The sequence below is a fragment of the Defluviitalea phaphyphila genome (assembly GCF_001466305.1).
GTDB lineage: Bacteria > Bacillota > Clostridia > Lachnospirales > Defluviitaleaceae > Defluviitalea_A > Defluviitalea_A phaphyphila.
This window is the reverse complement of record NZ_JWID01000003.1, coordinates 189,424-209,673: the sequence shown is the minus strand read 5'-3', so window position 1 is coordinate 209,673 and position 20,250 is coordinate 189,424. Positions and strand designations below refer to the sequence as shown.

Below are 20,250 nucleotides of genomic sequence, written 5' to 3'. Positions count from 1 at the left end.
ATGTTTAGAATAATATGCATACTAATAGGATATATAATAGGATGTTTTCAAACAGCATATATTTTAGGAAGAGCATTACAAAAAATAGATATAAGAAATTTTGGTAGTGGTAATGCAGGAACAACTAATGTCATAAGGGTAATGGGTTGGAAAGCAGGCGTTATAACTTTTATAGGTGATCTTTTAAAAGGAATAATTGTAGTTATGTTATGTAAATTAATATTTCCTAATAATCCTCTAGCTCTTTTATATGGAGGAATAGCAGCAGTTATAGGACATAATTGGCCTGTATTCCTAAACTTTAGAGGTGGAAAAGGCATTGCTACTACTATGGGGATATTATTATCCTTTGATTATAAAATAGGATTAATTTGTATAGGAATAATGATTCTTATTATAGGTATAACTCGTTTTGTATCTCTTGGGTCTATCATTATGGCAATTGCAATTCCAATATTATTTAGTATATTTTGGAAAGGTAATTATGAGATTTTGTTACTAGGAATTTTTTTAATGATTTCAGCTTTAGTTAGACATAGAACAAATATTAAACGTTTACTTACAGGAGAAGAAACAAAATTAGGACATCGTTCCAATAAACAAGTGGAGGAGAAGTAAAAATGAAAAGAGTAGTTGTTATGGGAGCTGGAAGCTGGGGAACAGCTTTAGCTATACTTCTTAATAAGAATGGTAATAAAGTAACATTATGGTGTTTTAGTGAAGAAGAAAAAAAAGTAATAGAAAAAACTAGAGAAAATTTGTCTTTTCTTCCTGGAGTTCTCATTCCCAATGATATAGAAATTACTTCTGATTTTGTTGAAGCTCTTTTTAATAAAGACATAGTGGTAATTGCCATTCCTTCTAAATTTGTACGTGATAATATGGAAAATTTTGCGCCATACATAAATTCAAAACAGATAATTGTAAATGCTTCAAAAGGTTTAGAAAATGACACTCTTTTAACTATGTCGCAAGTAATTTCAGAAGTTGTTCCACATTGTTTAGTATCTACCTTGTCTGGACCTAGTCATGCAGAAGAAGTGGCAAAAGATATTCCAACAGCTTGTGTTATTTCTTCTAAATCTAAAAAAGTTGCAGAAATAGTACAGGATACATTTATGACTCCTAAATTTAGGGTTTATACAAATCCAGATTTAATAGGAGTTGAACTTGGTGGAGCATTAAAAAATGTAATTGCATTAGCTGCTGGAATAGTTGATGGTTTAGGGTTTGGAGATAATACAAAAGCTGCTCTTATGACAAGGGGAATGGTAGAAATTACTAGATTAGGAGTAGCTATGGGAGCAGATTTTCAAACTTTTAATGGATTATCAGGAATTGGTGACTTAATTGTTACTTGTACTAGTATGCATAGTAGAAATCGTAGAGCAGGAATATTAATTGGACAAGGAAAATCTTTAGAAGAAGCTTTAAAAGAAGTTAAAATGGTAGTAGAAGGAGTTAATAGTGCAACAGCGGCATACAAATTATCTAAAAAATATAATGTAGAAATGCCTATTATACAAGAAATTTATAAAGTTCTTTTTGAAGGGAAATCTCCTAAAGAAGCTGTAGTAGACCTTATGATGAGAGATAAAAAGATTGAACATCAAAAAGAAGAAATTCATTGGAATCATTATGTATCATGGGAAAAAGAATAATAAAAATATTTTAACTAATAAAAAAATTATTTTTTATTAAAAAAATACTTGCAAAACTTCGATATTTATGTTATTATTTTCCCATAAAAATGAAAATTGTTTAATAATTATAAAGACAAGGGAGTCTTAAGCAAATTGAGTGTTGCTTAAGACTTTTTTAATTAAAAAAATTGAATAAATTTAAAAATGTACTCTCAAGTTCATAAGTTGACAAAGGGGTCTATAAAACATATTAATTTGTTTTATAGACCCCTTTAACAATATATAAAAAATTTTTAGAAAGGATGATGTTAATGAGACAAGTAGCTATTTATGGAAAAGGTGGTATAGGAAAATCAACAACAACACAAAATTTAACAGCGGCATTAGGAGAAATGGGAAAAAAAATTATGATTGTTGGTTGTGACCCTAAAGCAGATTCTACAAGATTAATTCTTGGTGGATTGGCTCAAAAGACAGTATTAGATACTTTACGTGAAGAAGGAGATGATATTGATTTAGATGAAATTATGAAAATAGGATTTAAAGGAATTAAGTGTGTTGAATCCGGTGGACCAGAACCAGGAGTTGGATGTGCTGGTAGAGGAATTATTACTTCAATTAGTATGTTAGAAAGTTTAGGAGCTTATAAAGAAGATTTAGATTATGTTTTTTATGATGTTTTAGGAGATGTTGTCTGTGGAGGATTTGCAATGCCTATTAGAGAAGGAAAGGCACAAGAAATATATATAGTAGCTAGTGGGGAAATGATGGCTATGTATGCAGCAAATAATATATCAAAAGGAATTCAAAAATATGCAAAAACAGGAGGAACTCGTTTAGGAGGAATTATATGTAACAGTAGAAAAGTTGATAATGAATTAGAAATGTTAAAAGCCTTTGCTAAAGAATTAGGAACTCAATTAATTCATTTTGTTCCTAGAGATAATATTGTTCAAAGAGCCGAAATAAATAGAAAAACAGTAATCGATTTTGACCCAACATCAAATCAAGCTGATGAATATAGAAAACTTGCAAAAGCTATAGATGATAATGACATGTTCGTTATTCCAAAACCCATGACTCAAGAAAGATTAGAAGAAATTTTAATGGAATTTGGAATTTTAGATGTAGCGTAAAAAGTATATTATCTAATATACTTTTTACGCATACAAAATAAAAAATATACAGCATAAAAATTATAACAAAATACTACAAAAAAATCAATTATTTTATCTAATAAAAAGGAGAATTATTATGAAAATGATAAGAGCGATTATTAGACCAGATAAAGTTCAAGAAGTATTATCGGAGTTAAGTGATGCAGGATTTCCTGCAGTTACTAAAATAGATGTAGCGGGTAGAGGAAGACAACGAGGAGTTAAAGTTGGAAATATTCATTATGATGAAATTTCTAAAGAAATGTTAATGTTAGTAGTTGATGATGAAAATAAAGATGATGTTGTTAGAATTATTATAAAAAATGCAAGAACAGGAGAAGAAGGCGCTTTTGGAGATGGAAAGATTTTTATTAATAGTGTAGAAGAAGTATACACTATAAGTACTGGAGAAAGTGAGTTATAAGGAGGGAAGATAATGAAAGAAATAATAGCAATTATTAGAATGGATATGATTAATCAAACAAAAGAGGCTTTATCTATAGCTGGATTCCCTTCTATGACTTGCAGAAAAGTGCAAGGTAGAGGAAAGAAAAAAGTTGACTATGAACTAATTGAATCTTTAATATCTGGGGAAAAAATAGAAACATCTAGTAAAAAAATGGAGATGCTTTCTGAGGCACATCGTTTAATTCCTAAAAGAATGATTACAATGATTGTAAAAGATGAGGATGTAAAGAAAGTAATAGATATAATTATTGAAGTAAACCAAACAGGAAATATGGGAGACGGAAAAATATTTGTAATACCTATTGAAGAGGTTATAAGAGTAAGAACGGGAGAAACAGGAGAGATTGCCATATAAAAATTTTAAAAATGGGGTGATTAGGATGAATGCAGAAAAAGCTATGGAGAAAATTTTAGACAGTTATCCGGCAAAAGTAATGAAAAACAGAAAAAAACATATGTTAATAAAAAAATCTGATGAAAAACAAGAAATAACTGCTAATACAAGAACAATTCCAGGAATTATTACAAATAGAGGATGTTGTTATGCTGGGTGTAAAGGTGTTGTTGTAGGTCCACTTATTGATATGGTTCACATTGTTCATGGGCCAATAGGGTGTTCTTATTATACTTGGAATACTAGACGAAATAAAGGAAAAGCAACTAGAGGAGAAAAAAATTTCTTGCATTATTGTTTTTCCACAGATATGCAAGAGAGTGATATTGTTTTTGGAGGAGAAAAAAAGCTTCGTCAGGCAATTAAAGAAGCAGTTGAAATTTTTAAACCGGAAGCAATAACTATAAGTGCTACTTGCCCTGTAGGTTTAATAGGTGATGATATACACACTGTAGCAGCAGAAGCAGAAAAAGAATATGGAATAAAAGTGGTTGCTTTTAGTTGTGAAGGATATAAAGGAGTAAGTCAGTCAGCAGGACATCATATAGCAAACAATGGATTAATGAAACATATTATTGGAACAGGAAATGATGAAAAAATTCCTTATTCAATTAATCTTCTTGGAGAATATAATATTGGTGGCGATGAATGGGAAATATCTAGGATATTAACTAAAATTGGATACAACATTATTTCTACTATGACAGGAAATGGAAGTTATGAACGTCTTAAAAATGCTCATAATGCAGATTTAAATTTAGTACAATGTCATCGTTCCATTAATTATGTTGCAGATATGATAGAAAAAAAATATGGTACTCCTTGGCTAAAAGTTAATTTTATTGGAATACAATCTACTATAGAAACTTTAAGAAATATGGCTAAATATTTTGGAGATGAAGACTTAATTAAAAGAACAGAAGAAGTAATAGCAGAAGAATTAGCAGATATTAAGGATGAAATGGAATATTATAGGAATATGTGTTCTGGAAAAACTGCTATGCTTTTTGTTGGAGGGTCAAGAGCTCATCATTATCAAGATTTATTTAAAGATTTGGGCATTGAAACAGTTTTAGCAGGGTATGAATTTGCTCATCGAGATGATTATGAAGGAAGAGATGTTCTTCCACATATTCAAATTGATGCAGATAGTAGAAATATAGAAGAACTTCATGTTGAAAAAGATGAAAAAAGATATCGTTTATATTTATCTCCAGAAAAACTTGAACAGCTAAAAAAAGAAATGCCTTTAAGCAATTATGAAGGGTTAATTAAAGCTTCTAAAGAAAACACTGTTATTATAGATGACTTAAATCATTTTGAAACTGAAGAATTTATAAAAGCTTTAAAACCAGATGTATTTGGTTCAGGAATAAAAGATAAATATGTTATCCAAAAAATGGGAGTATTTTCAAAACAAATGCATTCATATGATTATAGTGGTCCATATGCAGGATTTAAAGGAGCAGTAAATTTTGCAAGAGATATATCAGCTGGAATTTTTACTCCTGCATGGAGTTATGTAGTTCCACCATGGAAAAAAGAACCTTTATTAGAAGCTTCCATGGTAGAAAAGGAGGTTGGCTAAAATGTTAGAATTAACGCCTAAAGAAATATCAAAAAGAAAAGCTTTAACAATTAATCCAGCAAAAACTTGTCAACCTATTGGAGCAATGTATGCTGCTTTAGGGATTCATAAATGTTTACCTCATAGTCATGGTTCACAAGGATGTTGTTCTTATCATCGTATGCATTTAACAAGACATTATAGAGACCCTATTATGGCATCAACAAGTTCTTTTACGGAAGGAGCAGCAGTATTTGGGGGAAAACCAAATTTACAAACTGCTATAAAAAATGTATTTAATATTTACAAGCCAGATGTTATAGCTATTAATACTACTTGTTTATCAGAAACTATAGGAGATGATATCCCTTCTATTATTCAATCAACAGATATTCCAGAAGGGAAATATGTTATACATGCTAATACTCCTAGTTATGTAGGTTCACATATAACAGGATTTTCTAATATGGTTAAAGCAATGGTTTCTTATTTCTCGGAAAAAGAAGAAAATGTTTTAACTAAAAAAGTAAATATTATTCCTGGATTTGTAGAACCTAGTGATATGAGAGAAATAAAAAGAATAGCTAAAATAATGGGATTAGATATTATCATGTTCCCAGATACTAGTGGAGTTCTTGATACTCCTAATACAGGAAAGTTTATTATGTACCCTGATGGAGGAACAACTGTGGAAGAACTTAAAGCTACAGGTATGTCTAGAGCTACTATTGCATTAGGAAAATTTGCTTCAGAACAGGCTGCTTATGAATTAGAAAAAAAATGTAATGTGACTCCATATGTTTTAAAAAGTCCTGTAGGAATTAAAGCAACAGATGAGTTAATTATGAAAATGGCTAGTTTAACAGGAAAGGAAATACCATATGAGTTAGAAGAAGAAAGAGGACAATTAGTAGATTTAATGATTGATATTCATCAACATTATAGTGGGAAAAAAGTTGCTATTTTTGGAGACCCAGATATAACCATATCAATGACAGAATTTGCTATTAGTCTTGGAATGAAACCAATATATGTGATTACAGGAACCCCTGGTAAGGATTTTGATGATATAGTAACTAAAATGTTAGAAGATGCAGGAATAGAAGGAAAAGTAAAATCTGCAGGAGATTTATTTGAACTTCATCAATGGATAAAAAATGAACCTGTAGATTTATTAATTGGAAATACCTATGGTAAATATATATCTAAAGCAGAAAATATTCCTTTAGTCAGAGTAGGATTTCCAATCTTAGATAGAGTAGGACATACCTATTTGCCAACTGTTGGATATAAAGGAGCTATAAGAATAATAGAAAAAATCAGTTCAGCTTTATTAGATAAATTTGACCGTGAATGTGCAGATGAAGATTTTGAGCTTGTAATGTGATTCAGCCCTTCCTAAACTGTGTAGAGAACATATATTAAAATATTTTTTAATATTGTTCTCTACACATAAAATATATAGGTATGTAGAGGTGATTAAAATGACAAATCATGAAAATTTTAAAACTTTAGATGAACGCAAGGAATCAATTATATGTAATTCTAAGTTTGAAAATAGAAATATCAAATGTGATACCAATAGTGTTTCAGGAGCAGTAAGTCAAAGAGCTTGTGTATATTGTGGGGCCAGAGTTGTATTAAACCCAATTACCGATGCATATCACATTGTCCATGGTCCTATAGGGTGTGCAAGTTATACGTGGGATATTAGAGGAAGTTTAAGCAGTGGAGAAGAGGTATATAGAAATAGTTTTTCTACGGATCTTAGAGAACAAGATATTATTTTTGGAGGAGAAAAGAAATTATCCAATGCTATAGATGAAATTGTAAATAGGTATAATCCTAAGTTAATATTTGTATATGCTACTTGTGTAGTAGGAGTAATTGGTGATGATATAGAAGCAGTTTGTAAAAGAGCTCAAGAAAAATATGGAATAGAAATTATACCTGTACAATCTTCAGGATTTGCAGGTAACAAAAAAAGTGGATATAAAGCTGGGTGTAATGCTATCTTAAACTTAATATCTAGATACCCAAAGCACAAAAAAGAATTTGGAATTAATTATTTGGGAGATTTCAATTTAGCAGGAGAAATTTGGATTATAAAAAATTATTTAAAGAAAATAGGAGTTCCTATTATAACAAAATTAACTGGAGATTCTTCTTTTGAAGAAATAACTAAAGCTACTAAGGCATCCTTAAATATTGTTCAATGTGCTGGGTCTATGGTTTATTTAGCAAAACAATTAGAAAAAAAATATGGAATTCCTTATATAAAAGTTAGTTTTGTAGGAATTGAAGATACTATTAATTCTCTTAGAAATATTGCTAAACAATTAGGTAATAAAGAAGTCATTGACAATGTTGAAAAATTTATTTCAGTTCAAAAAAAGAAATTTGAAAAAGAATTATCTTATTATAAAAAAAGATTATATGGGAAAAGTGCTGCTATTTATGTTGGAGGTGGATTTAAAGCTATATCTCTTATTAAACAATTTAAAGAATTGGGAATGAAAACAGTAATGGTAGGAACACAAACAGGAAGTCAAGATGAATATGATTTGATTAAAAGTCTAACAGATGAGGGGACAGTTATCTTAGATGATGCGAATCCAACAGAATTAGAAATGTTTATAAAAGAAAAGGGAGCAGATGTCTTAGTAGGAGGAGTAAAAGAAAGACCACTAGCTTATAAATTAGGAATTGCATTTTTTGACCATAATCATGAACGCAAGCATCCTCTGTCTGGTTTTGAAGGAGCTATAAACTTTGCAAAAGAATTAGATATAACTGTTAACAGCCCTGTTTGGGAGTATGTAAAAAAAGAAGGTGAAAAGGATGTCAAAAAGAAATTTTACAAATTTGAATATGAATCCGTGTAAAATGTGTATGCCAATGGGTGCAGCTATCGCTTTTAAAGGAATAGAAGGATGCATGATGCTTCTCCATGGTTCTCAAGGATGTAGCACATATATTAGAAGACATATAGCAACCCATTATAATGAACCAATGGATATTGCTTCTTCTTCTTTAAATGAGAAAGGAACGATTTATGGAGGAGCTAGAGATTTAAAAAAAGGATTAAAAAATTTAATTAAACTATATAATCCTCAAATTATAGGAATATCTACTACCTGTTTAGCTGAAACCATAGGAGAAGATATAGATAATATTGTAAAGGATTTTATAGAAGAAGAAAATATTAAAGATATTCAATTTATAACAGCGTCAACTCCAGGATATGGAGGTTCACATTATGAAGGATACTATTATGCTTTAAGAAAAATTGTAGAACACCAGACAAATATTTCTTATCCTAATAATACTTTAAATATCATTGTAGGAAATATTTCTCCTGCAAATGTAAGGCAAATAAAAAAATGGTTAAAAGATTTTGGGATACAATATACTTTACTACCAGATATATCAAATACTTTAGATGCTCCATTTAATAATTCATATAAGAAAATTACTCCAGGAGGAACATCTCTTGAAGATATAAAAAAGATGAGTGGCGCTAAAGCTACAATTGAGATTGGATTATTTGTACCAGAAAAATATTCTCCTGGTAAATATCTTGAAGATACCTATGGTGTTCCTTTATATAGATGTCCATTACCCATAGGTATTGAGAATACAGATTATTTTTTTAATATTTTGTCAGAAATTTCTGAAAAAGAAATACCTCAAGAATATCTTGAAGAAAGAGGAAGAATGTTAGACGCAATGATTGATTCACATAAATATAATTCTGAAGGTAAAGCAACCATATTTGGAGATCCGGAAATAGTTTATGCAATTACAAAACTTTGTATGGAAAATGGTATAGAGCCTAGGATTGTTGCAACAGGTACTAAATCAGATTTATTAAAAAAGATGTTAATTGAAGATTTATGCCAAAAAAATTATAATTCAGTTGTTTTAGAAAATGCGGATTTTGATACTATACATTCATATATAAAAAAGAATTCAATAAATCTTTTAATTGGCCATTCAGACGGAAAATTTATTGAAGAAAAAGAAAACATTCCTCTTATAAGAATAGGGTTTCCAATTCATGATAGAGTAGGTGGACAGAGATTATTAACCATAGGCTATGAAGGATCTACAAGATTATTAGATACAATAACAAATACCCTATTACAAAGAAAGTATTCTTCTTATAGGAGTGATTTATATAGACGTTATTATCTTACATCAGTAGATTATAGTGAGTTGAAATAATAAACTGGAATATTAAAAAAATGTAGAAAAGGAGGATAAATATGTCCGATTTAAATAAAAGGTCAATATCAAAACATCCTTGTTATAATATAGAAGCTCATAATTATGCAAGAATGCATGTACCAGTAGCACCTGATTGCAATATTTTATGTAATTATTGTAATCGTAAATATGATTGTGCTAATGAATGTCGTCCTGGTGTAACTAGTCAAGTACTTTCGCCTAGAGAAGCTTTAGAAAAATATAAATATGTTAAAAATCAACTTAAAAATTTAACGGTTCTAGGAATAGCTGGGCCAGGAGATGCATTAGCAAATTTTGATAAAACCAAGGAAACTATAGAAAGAATTAAAGAATATGATCCAGAAGTTATTTTCTGTTTATCTACTAATGGTCTTATGTTGCCAGATTATGCAGAAGAAATTATTAATTTAGGAGTGGAATATGTAACTATAACAATTAACGCAATTGACCCTTTAATAGGAGCTAATATTTATAGAAAAATTAATTATAAAAATAAGGAGTATTCAGGAAAAGAAGGGGCAAAGATTTTGATAGATAATCAATTAGAGGGATTAAAATATTTAAGTGATAAAGGAGTATTTTGTAAAATAAATACTGTATTTATTAAAACAATTAATGATGATCATATAGAAAAGTTAGTAATTGAAGTAAAAAATAAAGGAGCTTTTATGACGAATATTATGCCATTAATTCCTGTAAAAGGGAGTTTCTTTGAACATATGCCTATAGTTTCAAATAAAGAATTATATATTGTAAGAGAGAACTGTAAAAAATATATAAAACAAATGTCTCATTGTAGACAATGTAGAGCAGATGCCATAGGTAAACTTTCACATGATATATCAAAGAATTTTGAACATAAATGTTATACTCATATGTCAGATAATATTTTAACAAAAATTAGTTAAGGAGGGTAAATATGAATAAATTTAAACCAATTGTTATAGTTTATCCAGAAGGGGTTTGGTATGGAGGTGTTACGTATGATGATGTAGAAGAGATTTTTGATTCTCATATTGAAGGCGGAAAAGTAGTGGATAGATTGGTGATATAAAATGATAAAGAAAATACTTAGTTTTATATTAGTATGCTTTATATTATTAATAGGATGTACTAAAAACGAAACATCTTCAAGCCAAACAAAGGTTACTAATATTAGAGTTATGGCAGCAGCAAGCTTGACAGAAGTATTTACAGAAATAAAAGAAAAATATGAAGAAAAAAATCATGATATTAATATAGAATTAAATTTTGCAGGAACTCAGTCTTTAGTTAATCAAATTGAGGAAGGGATAGAAGCAGATATTTTTGTATCTGCTAATATTTCTTATATGGATTATTTAACTGAAAAAAAGTTAGTAAAAGATTCTATAATTTTTGCAGAAAATGAATTAATAATAGGAATAAATAATGAAAATGATAGTATTAAAGAAACAAAGGATTTAGGAAAAGAAGGAATAAAATTAGCCATAGCTGATTCATCTGTTCCTGTAGGAAAATATACATTACAATGGTTAGACAATATAGAAAAAAGCGGAAATTTCTCGAAAGAATTCATAGAAAATTTCATGAATAATGTGGTATCTCATGAGTTAGATGTAAAAAGTATTGTATCAAAAATTGAATTAGGAGAAGTAGACGCAGGAATTGTGTATAGGACAGATATTTTATATGAAAATAGCAAAAATCAAATCAGAAGTGTTGAGATTGATGATCAATATAATGTAAAAGTACAATATCCTATTGGTTTAATAAATGAATCAAAAAAACAAGAAGAAAGTAAGAAATTTTTAGAATTTATTTTATCAGATGAAGGAAAAGCTATATTACAAAAGTATGGGTTTAATACAGAGTAAATATAAAGATGGTGATAAATATGTCTGGATATTCTTTGGATTCAGCAATAAAATCTAATGTTGTAAAAAATAAAAAGAAAAAAAAATTAATAAAATTTAGTTCTATTTTTTTTAATATTGTAGGGTTTTTAGAAATTAGTTTTATAATATTAGTTATTTCTTCATTATTTATAAGACCTTCTTTAACAGATTATAAACAAATATTATTTAATACTAATACTATAAATACAATTATTATTACATTAATTTCTGTAGTAATATCTACTACTTTAATAATATTAATTGGAATTCCTACAGCATTTTTTATAGCAAATAAAAATAATAGAACTTATGCCTTAATGACAGGTATAATATCTATCCCATTATCTTTACCACCATCTATTGCAGGATTAGCTTTATTAATGACTTTAGGAAGAAAAGGAATATTAGGAGATGTACTTAATTATTTTAATCTTAATATTCCTTTTACATTTTTAGCAATTGTAATTGCACAAATATTTGTTAGTTCTCCACTTTTTATTCAAAGCGTAAAAGAGGGATTTGCAGAAATTGACGATAGTATTAAAGAAGCTGCATTAGTTTATGGAGCAGGATATAAAGAACTACTTTTATATATTTATATTCCTATGAGTAAGAGAAATATATTAACAGGAATCACCATGAGTATGTTACGAAGTTTTGGAGAATTTGGAGCTACAATGATGTTTGCAGGGAACCTTCCAGGGAAAACTCAAACTTTATCTACTTTAATTTATACTTATGTGCAAAAAAATACATTACAAGCAGTAGCCTTAGCAGGAATACACGTTTTATTTTTTCTATTCCCTATTTTATTTATTAACTTAATTTTTTCTAACAAATAGGGGGGATTAAACAATGAATATAAAAATAATAGATACAACTTTAAGAGATGGAGAGCAAGCTGCAGGAGTAGCTTTTTCAAAAGAACAAAAATTAGGTATTGCTAAAAAGCTAGATGACATAGGCGTTCATGTTATAGAAATTGGGATTCCAGCTATGGGAATACAAGAAATACAAATGATTTCAAAAATTAATAGTTTAGGGTTAAGGTCAGAACTTTTAACTTGGAATAGAATGTTAAAAGAAGATGTAGATTGTTCTTTAAAATGTGGAATAAAAAATATACATTTATCCATGCCTACTTCAGATATTCAAATTTATAATAAATTTAATAAAAGTCGAAAATGGATGTTAGAAAAGACTAAAGAAGTAATTAATTATGCTATATCTAAAGGATGTGTCGTATCTGTTGGAGCAGAAGATGCTTCAAGAACTGAAATAGAAGATTTACTTGAATTTTTTTATTTAGCAGAAAGAGAAGGAGCTCAAAGAATACGATATGCAGATACTTTAGGAGTCCTTGACCCTATAACTACCTATGATGTTATAAAAAAAGTTAAAAATAATATTTCTTTAGATTTAGATTTTCATGGTCATAATGATTTTGGTATGGCTACTGCTAATGCTTTATGTGCTTTTAAAGCTGGAGCAGAGTATATTAGTTGTAGTATAAACGGTTTAGGAGAAAGAGCAGGGAATACTCCCTTAGAAGAGATTGTAGTAAGATTAGAATTAATGGAAAATGTGAGTACAAATATTAATTTAAAACAATTAACTAAGTTATGTGAAATGGTTCAAATAGCTTCAAAAAGACATATTGGTGATTTAAAACCTATTACTGGTAAATTTGTTTTTTCTCATGAGTCAGGTATTCATATAGATGGATTGTTAAAAAACAGTAAAAATTATGAAATATTCCCTCCAGAATTATTAGGGAGAAAAAGAGAAATTGTAATAGGAAAATTTTCAGGTTCAGCTTCTATAATTTATAAATATAAACAATCCGGAAAAGAAATAGATAAAAAGAAAGCAAAAGAAATATTAGAAGATATAAGAAAAATTTATTATGATAGTAAGGATGTGGAAAATTTAGTTTTGAGTAAGGATATATAAAATTTTTTATATATCCTTTATTATTTGTAATAATACATTTTTTTAAACATATATTTTTAATGTATCCATACAATAATAGATTGATTAGGAGGGAATACATGGAAAATTTTAATATTTATCAAGATATAGCTCAAAGGACAAATGGAGATATTTACATAGGGGTAGTAGGACCAGTTCGTACAGGGAAATCAACTTTTATTAAACGATTTATGGATTTACTAGTAATACCTAATATATCTGATAGTTATAATAAAGAAAGGGCAAAAGACGAACTTCCTCAAAGTGCAGGAGGGAAAACTATTATGACTACGGAGCCAAAGTTTATTCCTAATGAGTCAGTAACTATTTCTTTAAATGATAATTTAGAATTTAATGTTCGAATGATTGATTGTGTAGGATATATGGTTCCTAGTGCTATAGGGCATTTAGAGGGAGAGAATCCTAGGATGGTTAATACTCCTTGGTATGAATATGAAATTCCTTTTACAGAAGCAGCTGAGATAGGGACAAAAAAAGTAATTAATGACCATTCTACGATAGGGATTGTTGTAACTACTGATGGGACAATAACTGATATTCCAAGAGATGATTATGAAGAAGCAGAACAAAGAGTTATAAATGAATTAAAAGAAATTAATAAACCTTTTGTCGTATTATTAAATTCTACTAAACCGTATGATGCAGATACACAGGAATTAAAGGAAGAATTAGAATCTAATTATAATGTACCTGTTATTGCTTGTAATTGTGCACAATTAAAAGATGATGATATAAATAAAATAATGGAAAGTGTTTTATATGAATTCCCTGTTCAAGAAATTCAATTTATTTTACCTAAGTGGATTGAAGCCTTAGATAAGAATCATTGGTTAAAAAATAAAATAATATCTGCCGTAAAAGATACTATATATCCCATTCATAAATTAAGAGAATTAAAAGATTCTATAAAAGAATTTAATAATTATGATTTTATAAAAAGAGTATATCAAGAAAAGATTAATTTAGGAGAAGGAATTGTAAAAATTGATTTAAATACAGAAGATAAGTTATTTTATCAAGTTCTGTCAGAAACAACAGGAATAGAAATAGAAGGGGAACATCAATTAATTTCTTTAATTCGTAAATTGGCTGATACAAAAAGAGAGTATGATAAAGTTTCTTATGCACTTCACGAAGTAAAAGAGAAAGGATATGGGGTAGTTACTCCTATGTTAGATGAACTAAAATTAGAAGAACCCGAAATAGTTAAACAAGGAAATAGATTTGGAGTTAAACTTCGTGCTAGTGCTCCATCTATTCATCTTATAAGGGCTGATATAGAAACTGAAGTATCACCTATTGTAGGAACTGAAAAACAAAGTGAAGAATTAGTTAGCTATTTAATGAGTGAATTTGAAACAGACCCTAAAAAGATATGGGAATCTAATATTTTTGGTAAATCTCTTCATGAACTAGTCAATGAAGGATTACAAAACAAATTATATCGTATGCCTGAAGATGCTCAAATGAAACTTCAAGAAACATTACAAAAAATTATTAATGAAGGAAGTGGAGGATTGATTTGTATTATTTTATAAAAAATCATAATTTTTAAACTAGGTATATTAAATAAAGATATACCAAAATACACATTTGAATAACAAGAAATAAAGGAATTAAAATATTAAACTTTAATTTTTTAGTTTTATGGTGAAAAATACGCATACCTATTAAAGCTCCTAGTGGAGCGAAAAAAGATAAAAAAATAAGCTTTTTCTCAGAAATTCTCCATTTATTTTTTATTGCCTTTCTTTTATCTAAACCGAATACAATAGAAGTAATAAAATTAATTAATATAAAAAAAATTAAAATTTTCACTATATAATTTCTCCTTAATTTTTATATATTTATTATGCATTAAATCCCTCTTAAGAATAGAGGGATTTTTCTTCATTAATAAACTTTTCAGCAATTTCTATGTGTTTAAGTATAATTTCTTCAGAAGGACCACCTATAATATTTCTTTTGTTAACACATTCTTCTAGGGAAATGGCTTTAAAAATACCTTGGTCAAAAATGGGTGAAATTTTTCTATATTCATCAAGAGTCAAATCTTCTAATGATTTATTATTTTGAATACAATATAATACTAATTTTCCGATTATTGCATGAGCATCTCTGAAAGGAACTCCTTTTTTCACTAAATAATCAGCAGCATCTGTAGCATTAGTAAAGCCTCCACCGGCAGCATTATACATACTATCTTTTAACACTGTCATAGTTTCAATCATAGAAGTAAATATAGGTAAGCACATTTTTATAGTATCAATGGCATCAAACACTGCTTCCTTATCTTCTTGCATATCTTTGTTATAAGCTAAAGGTAGGGATTTCATAGTTGTTAAAAGACTTATTAAATCCCCATATGTTCGTCCTGTTTTTCCACGAACCAATTCTGCAATATCTGGATTTTTCTTTTGAGGCATAATACTACTTCCTGTGGAATAAGCATCATCTAATTCAATAAAATGAAATTCATGGGAACTCCATAAAATAATCTCTTCAGAAAAACGACTAAGATGCATCATTGTAATAGAAATAGCACTTAATAGTTCAATACAAAAATCTCTATCAGAAACCCCATCTAAACTATTATAAGTAATATCAGAAAAACCTAATTCTTTTGCAACAAAATATCTATCAAGAGGATAAGTAGTTGCAGCTAAAGCTCCTGAACCTAATGGCAAAATATTAGTTCGTTTATAAACATCATTTAACCTTTCATAATCTCTTTTTAGCATTTCAAAATAAGCCATTAAATGATGAGAAAAAGTAATTGGTTGAGCTCTTTGAAGATGGGTATATCCAGGCATAATAGTTTTAGTATGTTCTTTAGCAAGTTTAACTAAAACAGATTGAAGATTTAAAATCATAGATTGTATTTTTATAATTTCATCTTTTACATACATACGCATATCTAATGCTACTTGATCATTACGACTTCGTCCAGTATGAAGTTTTTTACCAATATCTCCAATTCTTGATATTAAAATTTTTTCTATATTCATATGAATATCTTCAGCTTCTACATCAAATTCGATTTTACCTGCTTCAATGTCTTCTAATATATTTTGGAGTTCTTTTTTTATTATTTTAGCTTCTTCTAAAGGAATAATATTTTGTTTTCCCAGCATAGAAACATGGGCTATACTTCCTAAAATATCTTGTTTGTATAGTCTTTGGTCAAAGGAAATAGAAGAATTAAAATCATCTACTTTAGAATTAGTTGTTTTAGAAAATCTGCCACCCCATAACTTCATTATATCACATCCTAATATTTAAATTTTCATTAATAGAACCAACCCAATTTTAAGCAGTAGAGTTGGTTCTATTTATTATTTTTATAAAGTTATTTGTTATTTTTTTGCATCATCATAGCTCTTACTTTAGATGGAAGACCATATAAGTTTATGAAACCTTCCGCATCTTTATGGTTATATAATTCTCCTGTAGTAAAGCTTGCAATAGATTCATTATATAAAGAATAGGGAGAAGTTGTACCAGCAGGAATAATATTTCCTTTATATAATTTTAATTTAACTTTACCAGATACAGTTTCTTGAGTAGAATCAACAAATGCAGCAAGCGCTTCTCTAAGAGGAGTAAACCATTCCCCATTATAAATAAGTTCTGCATATTTTAAAGCAATTTGTTGTTTATAGCTATAAGTTTGATGGTCTAAACACATATGTTCTAGTTCTTCATGAGCTGCATATAAGATAGTTCCACCAGGAGTTTCATATACTCCTCTAGATTTCATTCCAACTACACGGCTTTCTACAATATCGGATAGTCCAATACCATTTTTACCTCCAATTTCATTAAGCTTAAACATCATATCCACAGGAGACAGAGCTTTACCATTTAATTTCACAGGAATTCCCTTTTCAAATTCTAATTCTATATAAGTAGGTTCATCTGGAGCTTTGTCAGGAGCTACTCCTAATTTAAGTAATTTATCATAATTTGGTTCCCTACTTGGGTCTTCTAAGTCTAAGCCTTCATGACTTAAATGCCACATGTTTCTATCACGGCTATAACTTTCTTCTCTTGTCATAGGAACAGGAATTCCTCTTTTTTCAAGATATTCTATTTCATCTTCACGAGATTTTATATCCCATATTCTCCAAGGAGCAATAATTTTAAGTTGTGGAGCCAAAGCTTTTATAGCAAGTTCAAAACGAACTTGGTCATTTCCTTTACCAGTGCAACCATGACAAATCGCTTCTGCACCTTCTTTTAGAGCAATTTCAACAAATTTTTTAGCAATAAGAGGTCGTGCAATGGAAGTTCCAAGGAAATATTTGGATTCATATACAGCTCCAGCTTTAATCATTGGGAATACATAGTCTTTCATAAATTCTTCTTTTGCATCTTCTATATAAAGTTTACTTGCACCATTTGCAAGAGCTTTTTCTTCCATTCCTTCTAATTCTTTTCCTTGACCTACATCTACACATACAGCAATCACTTCATAGTCAAAATTTTCTTTTAGCCAATGTAATATAACCGTTGTATCTAATCCACCTGAATATGCTAATACGACTTTTTTCTTCATATTAAAGCCTCCTAATTAATTAATTTTAAATAATTATACACATTATAAACTTTTTATGCAAGTATATTTTAAAAAATACTTGCATAAAATTTCATAACAATGTATAATTATTTAAAGTTGAATGTTAATTTTAAAATAGAAGTATATAGAATTATAATAGTGATGTATGAATTTTTTTATTTTAAGGGGAGATAATTATGCAAATAATTGATGGAGGAATAACTAGTCCTAAAAAATTTAAGGCAACAGGAAATTATATAGGAATTAAAAGAAAAAGAAAAGATTTAGCCATAATTTATAGTGAAATTCCAGCAAAATCAGCTGCTACTTTCACTACTAATGTAGTAAAAGCAGCACCAGTTTTATGGAATCAAAAACTTATTAATCAAAAAGAAAATATACAGGCTATTGTTGTCAATAGTGGAAATGCTAATGCTTGTACAGGAGATAGAGGTATGGCCGACACTATAAAAATGGCTCAAACTGTGGCAGATTGTCTTAATTTAAAAAAAGAAGAAGTTTTAGTTGCTTCTACAGGAGTAATAGGAGTCCCATTACCTATGGATATTATTTGTACAGGAATAAAAAAAACTGTTATTGATTTAAATTCTTCAAGAGAAAGTGCTAAACAAGCAGCAGAAGCAATTATGACAACAGATACCTTTCCTAAAGAAATAGCTGTAACTTTTAATATACAAGGGAAAACTATAACAATTGGAGGGATGGCTAAAGGTTCAGGAATGATTCATCCTAATATGGCAACTATGCTTTCTTTTATAACAACGGATTTAAATATTTCACAGGAACTATTAAGAAAAACATTAAAAGAAAGTGTTGTGGATTCTTATAATATGATTTCAGTAGATGGTGATACTAGTACAAATGATATGGTTTTAGTATTAGCTAATGGAGCAGCAGGGAACGAAATAATTGATACTGAAAATGAAGATTATAAAATTTTTAAAGAAGCCTTTGATTATGTAAATACTTATTTAGCAAAACAAATAGTAAAAGATGGAGAAGGAGCAGGAAAATTTATTGAAGTAAAAGTAAAAGGAACAAAAACTAAAGATGATGCTCGTATTTTATCTAAATCTATTATTACTTCTAATTTAGTAAAAACTGCTTTTTTTGGAGCAGATGCTAACTGGGGAAGAATAATGTGTGCTATGGGCTATTCAGGTGTAAATTTTAATACTAATAAAGTAACTATTAAATTTATTTCAAAAAATGGAGAAATCACTCTAATAGAAAAAGGATTACCATTAAATTTTGATGAAGATTTGTCTCTTAAAATATTACAAGAAAAAGATATTAAAGTGATTGTCCTTTTAGAAGAAGGACAAGAAGAAGCGACAGCTTGGGGATGTGACTTAAGTTATGAATATGTAAGAATTAATGCAGAATATAGGACGTGAGGAGGAATTAAATGAATCAGTATATTGAAAAAGCAAAAATATTAATAGAAGCACTTCCATATATTAAAGAGTTTTATGGGAAAACAGTGGTAATAAAATATGGCGGAAGTGCTATGATTGATGAAAAAATTAAAGAAACAGTAATGCAAGATATTATTTTGATGAAATTAGTTGGAATCAATCCTGTAATTGTTCATGGAGGAGGACCAGAAATAAATAAGACTTTAGAAAAAATGAATAAAAAGTCTGAATTTATAAATGGTCTTAGGGTTACAGATAAAGAAACTATGGAAATAGTAGAAATGGTTTTAGCAGGGAAAGTTAATAAAAGTATAGTAAGTCATATTCAAAATCAAGGAATTAATGCAGTAGGCATTAGCGGTAAAGATGGTGCCACTTTACAAGTAGAAAAAAAGATGGTTAATGGAATAGATGTTGGCTTTGTGGGAGAAGTAGTAAATGTTAATACAAAATTAATTAAAACACTTATTGCAACAGATTTCATACCAGTAGTTGCTCCCATAGGCATTGATAAAAATGGTAATTCTTACAATATAAATGCAGACTATGCTGCAGTAGCAGTAGCTGGAGCTTTAAAAGCTCAAAAACTTGTATTTCTAACGGATGTAGAAGGAGTACTAAAAGATGTATCTGATAGTTCTTCTATTATTTCTAGGCTCTCTATAAATGAAGTTGATAAATATATTAAAAACGGAATTATATCTGGAGGAATGCTTCCAAAAGTAGAATGTTGTGTACAAGGAGTAAAAGAAGGAGTAGAAACAGTTCATATATTAGATGGTAGGGTAGAGCATTGTTTACTTCTTGAAATATTTACTCAAAAAGGTGTAGGAACTATGATTGAAAAATAAAGGAAGAGTGCGTATAAGACGCACTTTTTTTATTAAAAGAATAAATTTTTTTT

The 20,250-nt window shown here is 28.8% G+C and carries 20 protein-coding genes; 17 read left to right on the top strand and 3 right to left on the bottom strand.

What is annotated here, in order from left to right:
• The 15 genes from plsY to spoIVA all read left to right on the top strand — a co-directional run bounded on the left by plsY (position 1) and on the right by spoIVA (position 14,887).
• Positions 1-618, top strand: coding sequence for a glycerol-3-phosphate 1-O-acyltransferase PlsY (gene plsY / locus OM90_RS03695; protein WP_064505494.1), 618 nt, complete (start codon positions 1-3; stop codon positions 616-618).
• A 2-nt stretch (positions 619-620) separates the two neighbouring features.
• The gene (locus tag OM90_RS03690; protein WP_058485537.1) at positions 621-1,661 is read left to right on the top strand and encodes an NAD(P)H-dependent glycerol-3-phosphate dehydrogenase; all 1,041 of its coding nucleotides are present in this window, start codon (positions 621-623) and stop codon (positions 1,659-1,661) included.
• A 293-nt stretch (positions 1,662-1,954) separates the two neighbouring features.
• On the top strand, positions 1,955-2,779 hold the full coding sequence (gene nifH / locus OM90_RS03685; RefSeq protein WP_058485536.1) for a nitrogenase iron protein: 825 nt from the start codon (positions 1,955-1,957) through the stop codon (positions 2,777-2,779).
• A gap of 118 nt (positions 2,780-2,897) precedes the next feature.
• Entirely contained in the window at positions 2,898-3,224 is a 327-nt protein-coding gene (locus OM90_RS03680; RefSeq protein ID WP_058485535.1) for a P-II family nitrogen regulator, read from the top strand.
• A gap of 12 nt (positions 3,225-3,236) precedes the next feature.
• Positions 3,237-3,623: a P-II family nitrogen regulator gene (locus OM90_RS03675; protein WP_058485534.1), complete on the top strand. Its 387-nt coding sequence runs from the start codon at positions 3,237-3,239 to the stop codon at positions 3,621-3,623.
• Between the two features lie 25 nt (positions 3,624-3,648).
• On the top strand, positions 3,649-5,250 hold the full coding sequence (nifD, locus tag OM90_RS03670) for a nitrogenase molybdenum-iron protein alpha chain (RefSeq protein ID WP_202813783.1): 1,602 nt from the start codon (positions 3,649-3,651) through the stop codon (positions 5,248-5,250).
• Between the two features lies 1 nt (position 5,251).
• Entirely contained in the window at positions 5,252-6,616 is a 1,365-nt protein-coding gene (gene nifK, locus OM90_RS03665; RefSeq protein ID WP_058485533.1) for a nitrogenase molybdenum-iron protein subunit beta, read from the top strand.
• Between the two features lie 97 nt (positions 6,617-6,713).
• Positions 6,714-8,114 carry a nitrogenase iron-molybdenum cofactor biosynthesis protein NifE gene (gene nifE, locus OM90_RS03660; RefSeq protein ID WP_058485532.1) on the top strand — a complete coding sequence of 467 codons (1,401 nt, stop codon included), beginning with the start codon at positions 6,714-6,716 and terminating at the stop codon, positions 8,112-8,114.
• Positions 8,071-9,456: a nitrogenase component 1 gene (locus OM90_RS03655; RefSeq protein WP_058485531.1), complete on the top strand. Its 1,386-nt coding sequence runs from the start codon at positions 8,071-8,073 to the stop codon at positions 9,454-9,456. The genes nifE and OM90_RS03655 overlap by 44 nt, the downstream gene beginning before the upstream one ends.
• Positions 9,457-9,497: 41 nt before the next feature.
• A complete protein-coding gene (nifB, locus tag OM90_RS03650) occupies positions 9,498-10,388 on the top strand; it encodes a nitrogenase cofactor biosynthesis protein NifB (protein WP_058485530.1) in 891 nt (296 codons plus the stop codon).
• Positions 10,389-10,399: 11 nt separating this feature from the next.
• Positions 10,400-10,534: a hypothetical protein gene (locus tag OM90_RS03645; protein ID WP_330381820.1), complete on the top strand. Its 135-nt coding sequence runs from the start codon at positions 10,400-10,402 to the stop codon at positions 10,532-10,534.
• Position 10,535: 1 nt separating this feature from the next.
• Positions 10,536-11,336 (top strand): molybdate ABC transporter substrate-binding protein, encoded by an 801-nt coding sequence (gene modA / locus OM90_RS03640; protein WP_058485529.1) that lies wholly within the window; start codon positions 10,536-10,538, stop codon positions 11,334-11,336.
• Positions 11,337-11,344: 8 nt separating this feature from the next.
• Positions 11,345-12,199, top strand: a complete 855-nt coding sequence (locus OM90_RS03635; RefSeq protein ID WP_084757954.1) for a molybdate ABC transporter permease subunit — start codon at positions 11,345-11,347, stop codon at positions 12,197-12,199.
• 13 nt (positions 12,200-12,212) lie between these two features.
• Positions 12,213-13,310, top strand: a complete 1,098-nt coding sequence (locus OM90_RS03630; protein ID WP_058485527.1) for a homocitrate synthase/isopropylmalate synthase family protein — start codon at positions 12,213-12,215, stop codon at positions 13,308-13,310.
• A gap of 98 nt (positions 13,311-13,408) precedes the next feature.
• Positions 13,409-14,887, top strand: a complete 1,479-nt coding sequence (gene spoIVA, locus OM90_RS03625) for a stage IV sporulation protein A (RefSeq protein ID WP_058485526.1) — start codon at positions 13,409-13,411, stop codon at positions 14,885-14,887.
• Between the two features lie 13 nt (positions 14,888-14,900).
• Here spoIVA and OM90_RS13435 read toward each other — a convergent pair whose 3' ends face one another.
• The 3 genes from OM90_RS13435 to OM90_RS03610 all read right to left on the bottom strand — a co-directional run bounded on the left by OM90_RS13435 (position 14,901) and on the right by OM90_RS03610 (position 17,907).
• Entirely contained in the window at positions 14,901-15,167 is a 267-nt protein-coding gene (locus OM90_RS13435) for a DUF1294 domain-containing protein (protein WP_242860856.1), read from the bottom strand.
• Between the two features lie 50 nt (positions 15,168-15,217).
• Complete coding sequence (argH, locus tag OM90_RS03615) at positions 15,218-16,609, bottom strand: argininosuccinate lyase (protein WP_058485525.1); 1,392 nt, start codon at positions 16,607-16,609, stop codon at positions 15,218-15,220.
• An 89-nt stretch (positions 16,610-16,698) separates the two neighbouring features.
• Positions 16,699-17,907 carry an argininosuccinate synthase gene (locus tag OM90_RS03610; protein ID WP_058485524.1) on the bottom strand — a complete coding sequence of 403 codons (1,209 nt, stop codon included), beginning with the start codon at positions 17,905-17,907 and terminating at the stop codon, positions 16,699-16,701.
• 197 nt (positions 17,908-18,104) lie between these two features.
• Here OM90_RS03610 and argJ point away from each other — a divergent pair, with 197 nt between their 5' ends.
• Positions 18,105-19,325 carry a bifunctional ornithine acetyltransferase/N-acetylglutamate synthase gene (gene argJ / locus OM90_RS03605; protein ID WP_058485523.1) on the top strand — a complete coding sequence of 407 codons (1,221 nt, stop codon included), beginning with the start codon at positions 18,105-18,107 and terminating at the stop codon, positions 19,323-19,325.
• Between the two features lie 11 nt (positions 19,326-19,336).
• The gene (gene argB, locus OM90_RS03600) at positions 19,337-20,197 is read left to right on the top strand and encodes an acetylglutamate kinase (RefSeq protein WP_058485522.1); all 861 of its coding nucleotides are present in this window, start codon (positions 19,337-19,339) and stop codon (positions 20,195-20,197) included.
• Positions 20,198-20,250: the final 53 nt, after the last annotated feature.

What these genes read in the sequence shown, in the direction of transcription:
- OM90_RS03635 (WP_084757954.1), top strand. Translation starts at nt 11,345, where the DNA reads ATGGTGATAAATATGTCTGGATATTCTTTGGATTCAGCAATAAAATCT.
- OM90_RS03630 (WP_058485527.1), top strand. Translation starts at nt 12,213, where the DNA reads ATGAATATAAAAATAATAGATACAACTTTAAGAGATGGAGAGCAAGCT.
- spoIVA (WP_058485526.1), top strand. Translation starts at nt 13,409, where the DNA reads ATGGAAAATTTTAATATTTATCAAGATATAGCTCAAAGGACAAATGGA.
- OM90_RS03690 (WP_058485537.1), top strand. Translation starts at nt 621, where the DNA reads ATGAAAAGAGTAGTTGTTATGGGAGCTGGAAGCTGGGGAACAGCTTTA.
- OM90_RS03645 (WP_330381820.1), top strand. Translation starts at nt 10,400, where the DNA reads ATGAATAAATTTAAACCAATTGTTATAGTTTATCCAGAAGGGGTTTGG.
- nifE (WP_058485532.1), top strand. Translation starts at nt 6,714, where the DNA reads ATGACAAATCATGAAAATTTTAAAACTTTAGATGAACGCAAGGAATCA.
- argJ (WP_058485523.1), top strand. Translation starts at nt 18,105, where the DNA reads ATGCAAATAATTGATGGAGGAATAACTAGTCCTAAAAAATTTAAGGCA.
- modA (WP_058485529.1), top strand. Translation starts at nt 10,536, where the DNA reads ATGATAAAGAAAATACTTAGTTTTATATTAGTATGCTTTATATTATTA.
- nifH (WP_058485536.1), top strand. Translation starts at nt 1,955, where the DNA reads ATGAGACAAGTAGCTATTTATGGAAAAGGTGGTATAGGAAAATCAACA.
- nifD (WP_202813783.1), top strand. Translation starts at nt 3,649, where the DNA reads ATGAATGCAGAAAAAGCTATGGAGAAAATTTTAGACAGTTATCCGGCA.
- argH (WP_058485525.1), bottom strand. Translation starts at nt 16,609, where the DNA reads ATGAAGTTATGGGGTGGCAGATTTTCTAAAACAACTAATTCTAAAGTA.
- OM90_RS03655 (WP_058485531.1), top strand. Translation starts at nt 8,071, where the DNA reads ATGTCAAAAAGAAATTTTACAAATTTGAATATGAATCCGTGTAAAATG.
- plsY (WP_064505494.1), top strand. Translation starts at nt 1, where the DNA reads ATGTTTAGAATAATATGCATACTAATAGGATATATAATAGGATGTTTT.
- OM90_RS03675 (WP_058485534.1), top strand. Translation starts at nt 3,237, where the DNA reads ATGAAAGAAATAATAGCAATTATTAGAATGGATATGATTAATCAAACA.
- OM90_RS03610 (WP_058485524.1), bottom strand. Translation starts at nt 17,907, where the DNA reads ATGAAGAAAAAAGTCGTATTAGCATATTCAGGTGGATTAGATACAACG.
- OM90_RS03680 (WP_058485535.1), top strand. Translation starts at nt 2,898, where the DNA reads ATGAAAATGATAAGAGCGATTATTAGACCAGATAAAGTTCAAGAAGTA.
- argB (WP_058485522.1), top strand. Translation starts at nt 19,337, where the DNA reads ATGAATCAGTATATTGAAAAAGCAAAAATATTAATAGAAGCACTTCCA.
- nifK (WP_058485533.1), top strand. Translation starts at nt 5,252, where the DNA reads ATGTTAGAATTAACGCCTAAAGAAATATCAAAAAGAAAAGCTTTAACA.
- nifB (WP_058485530.1), top strand. Translation starts at nt 9,498, where the DNA reads ATGTCCGATTTAAATAAAAGGTCAATATCAAAACATCCTTGTTATAAT.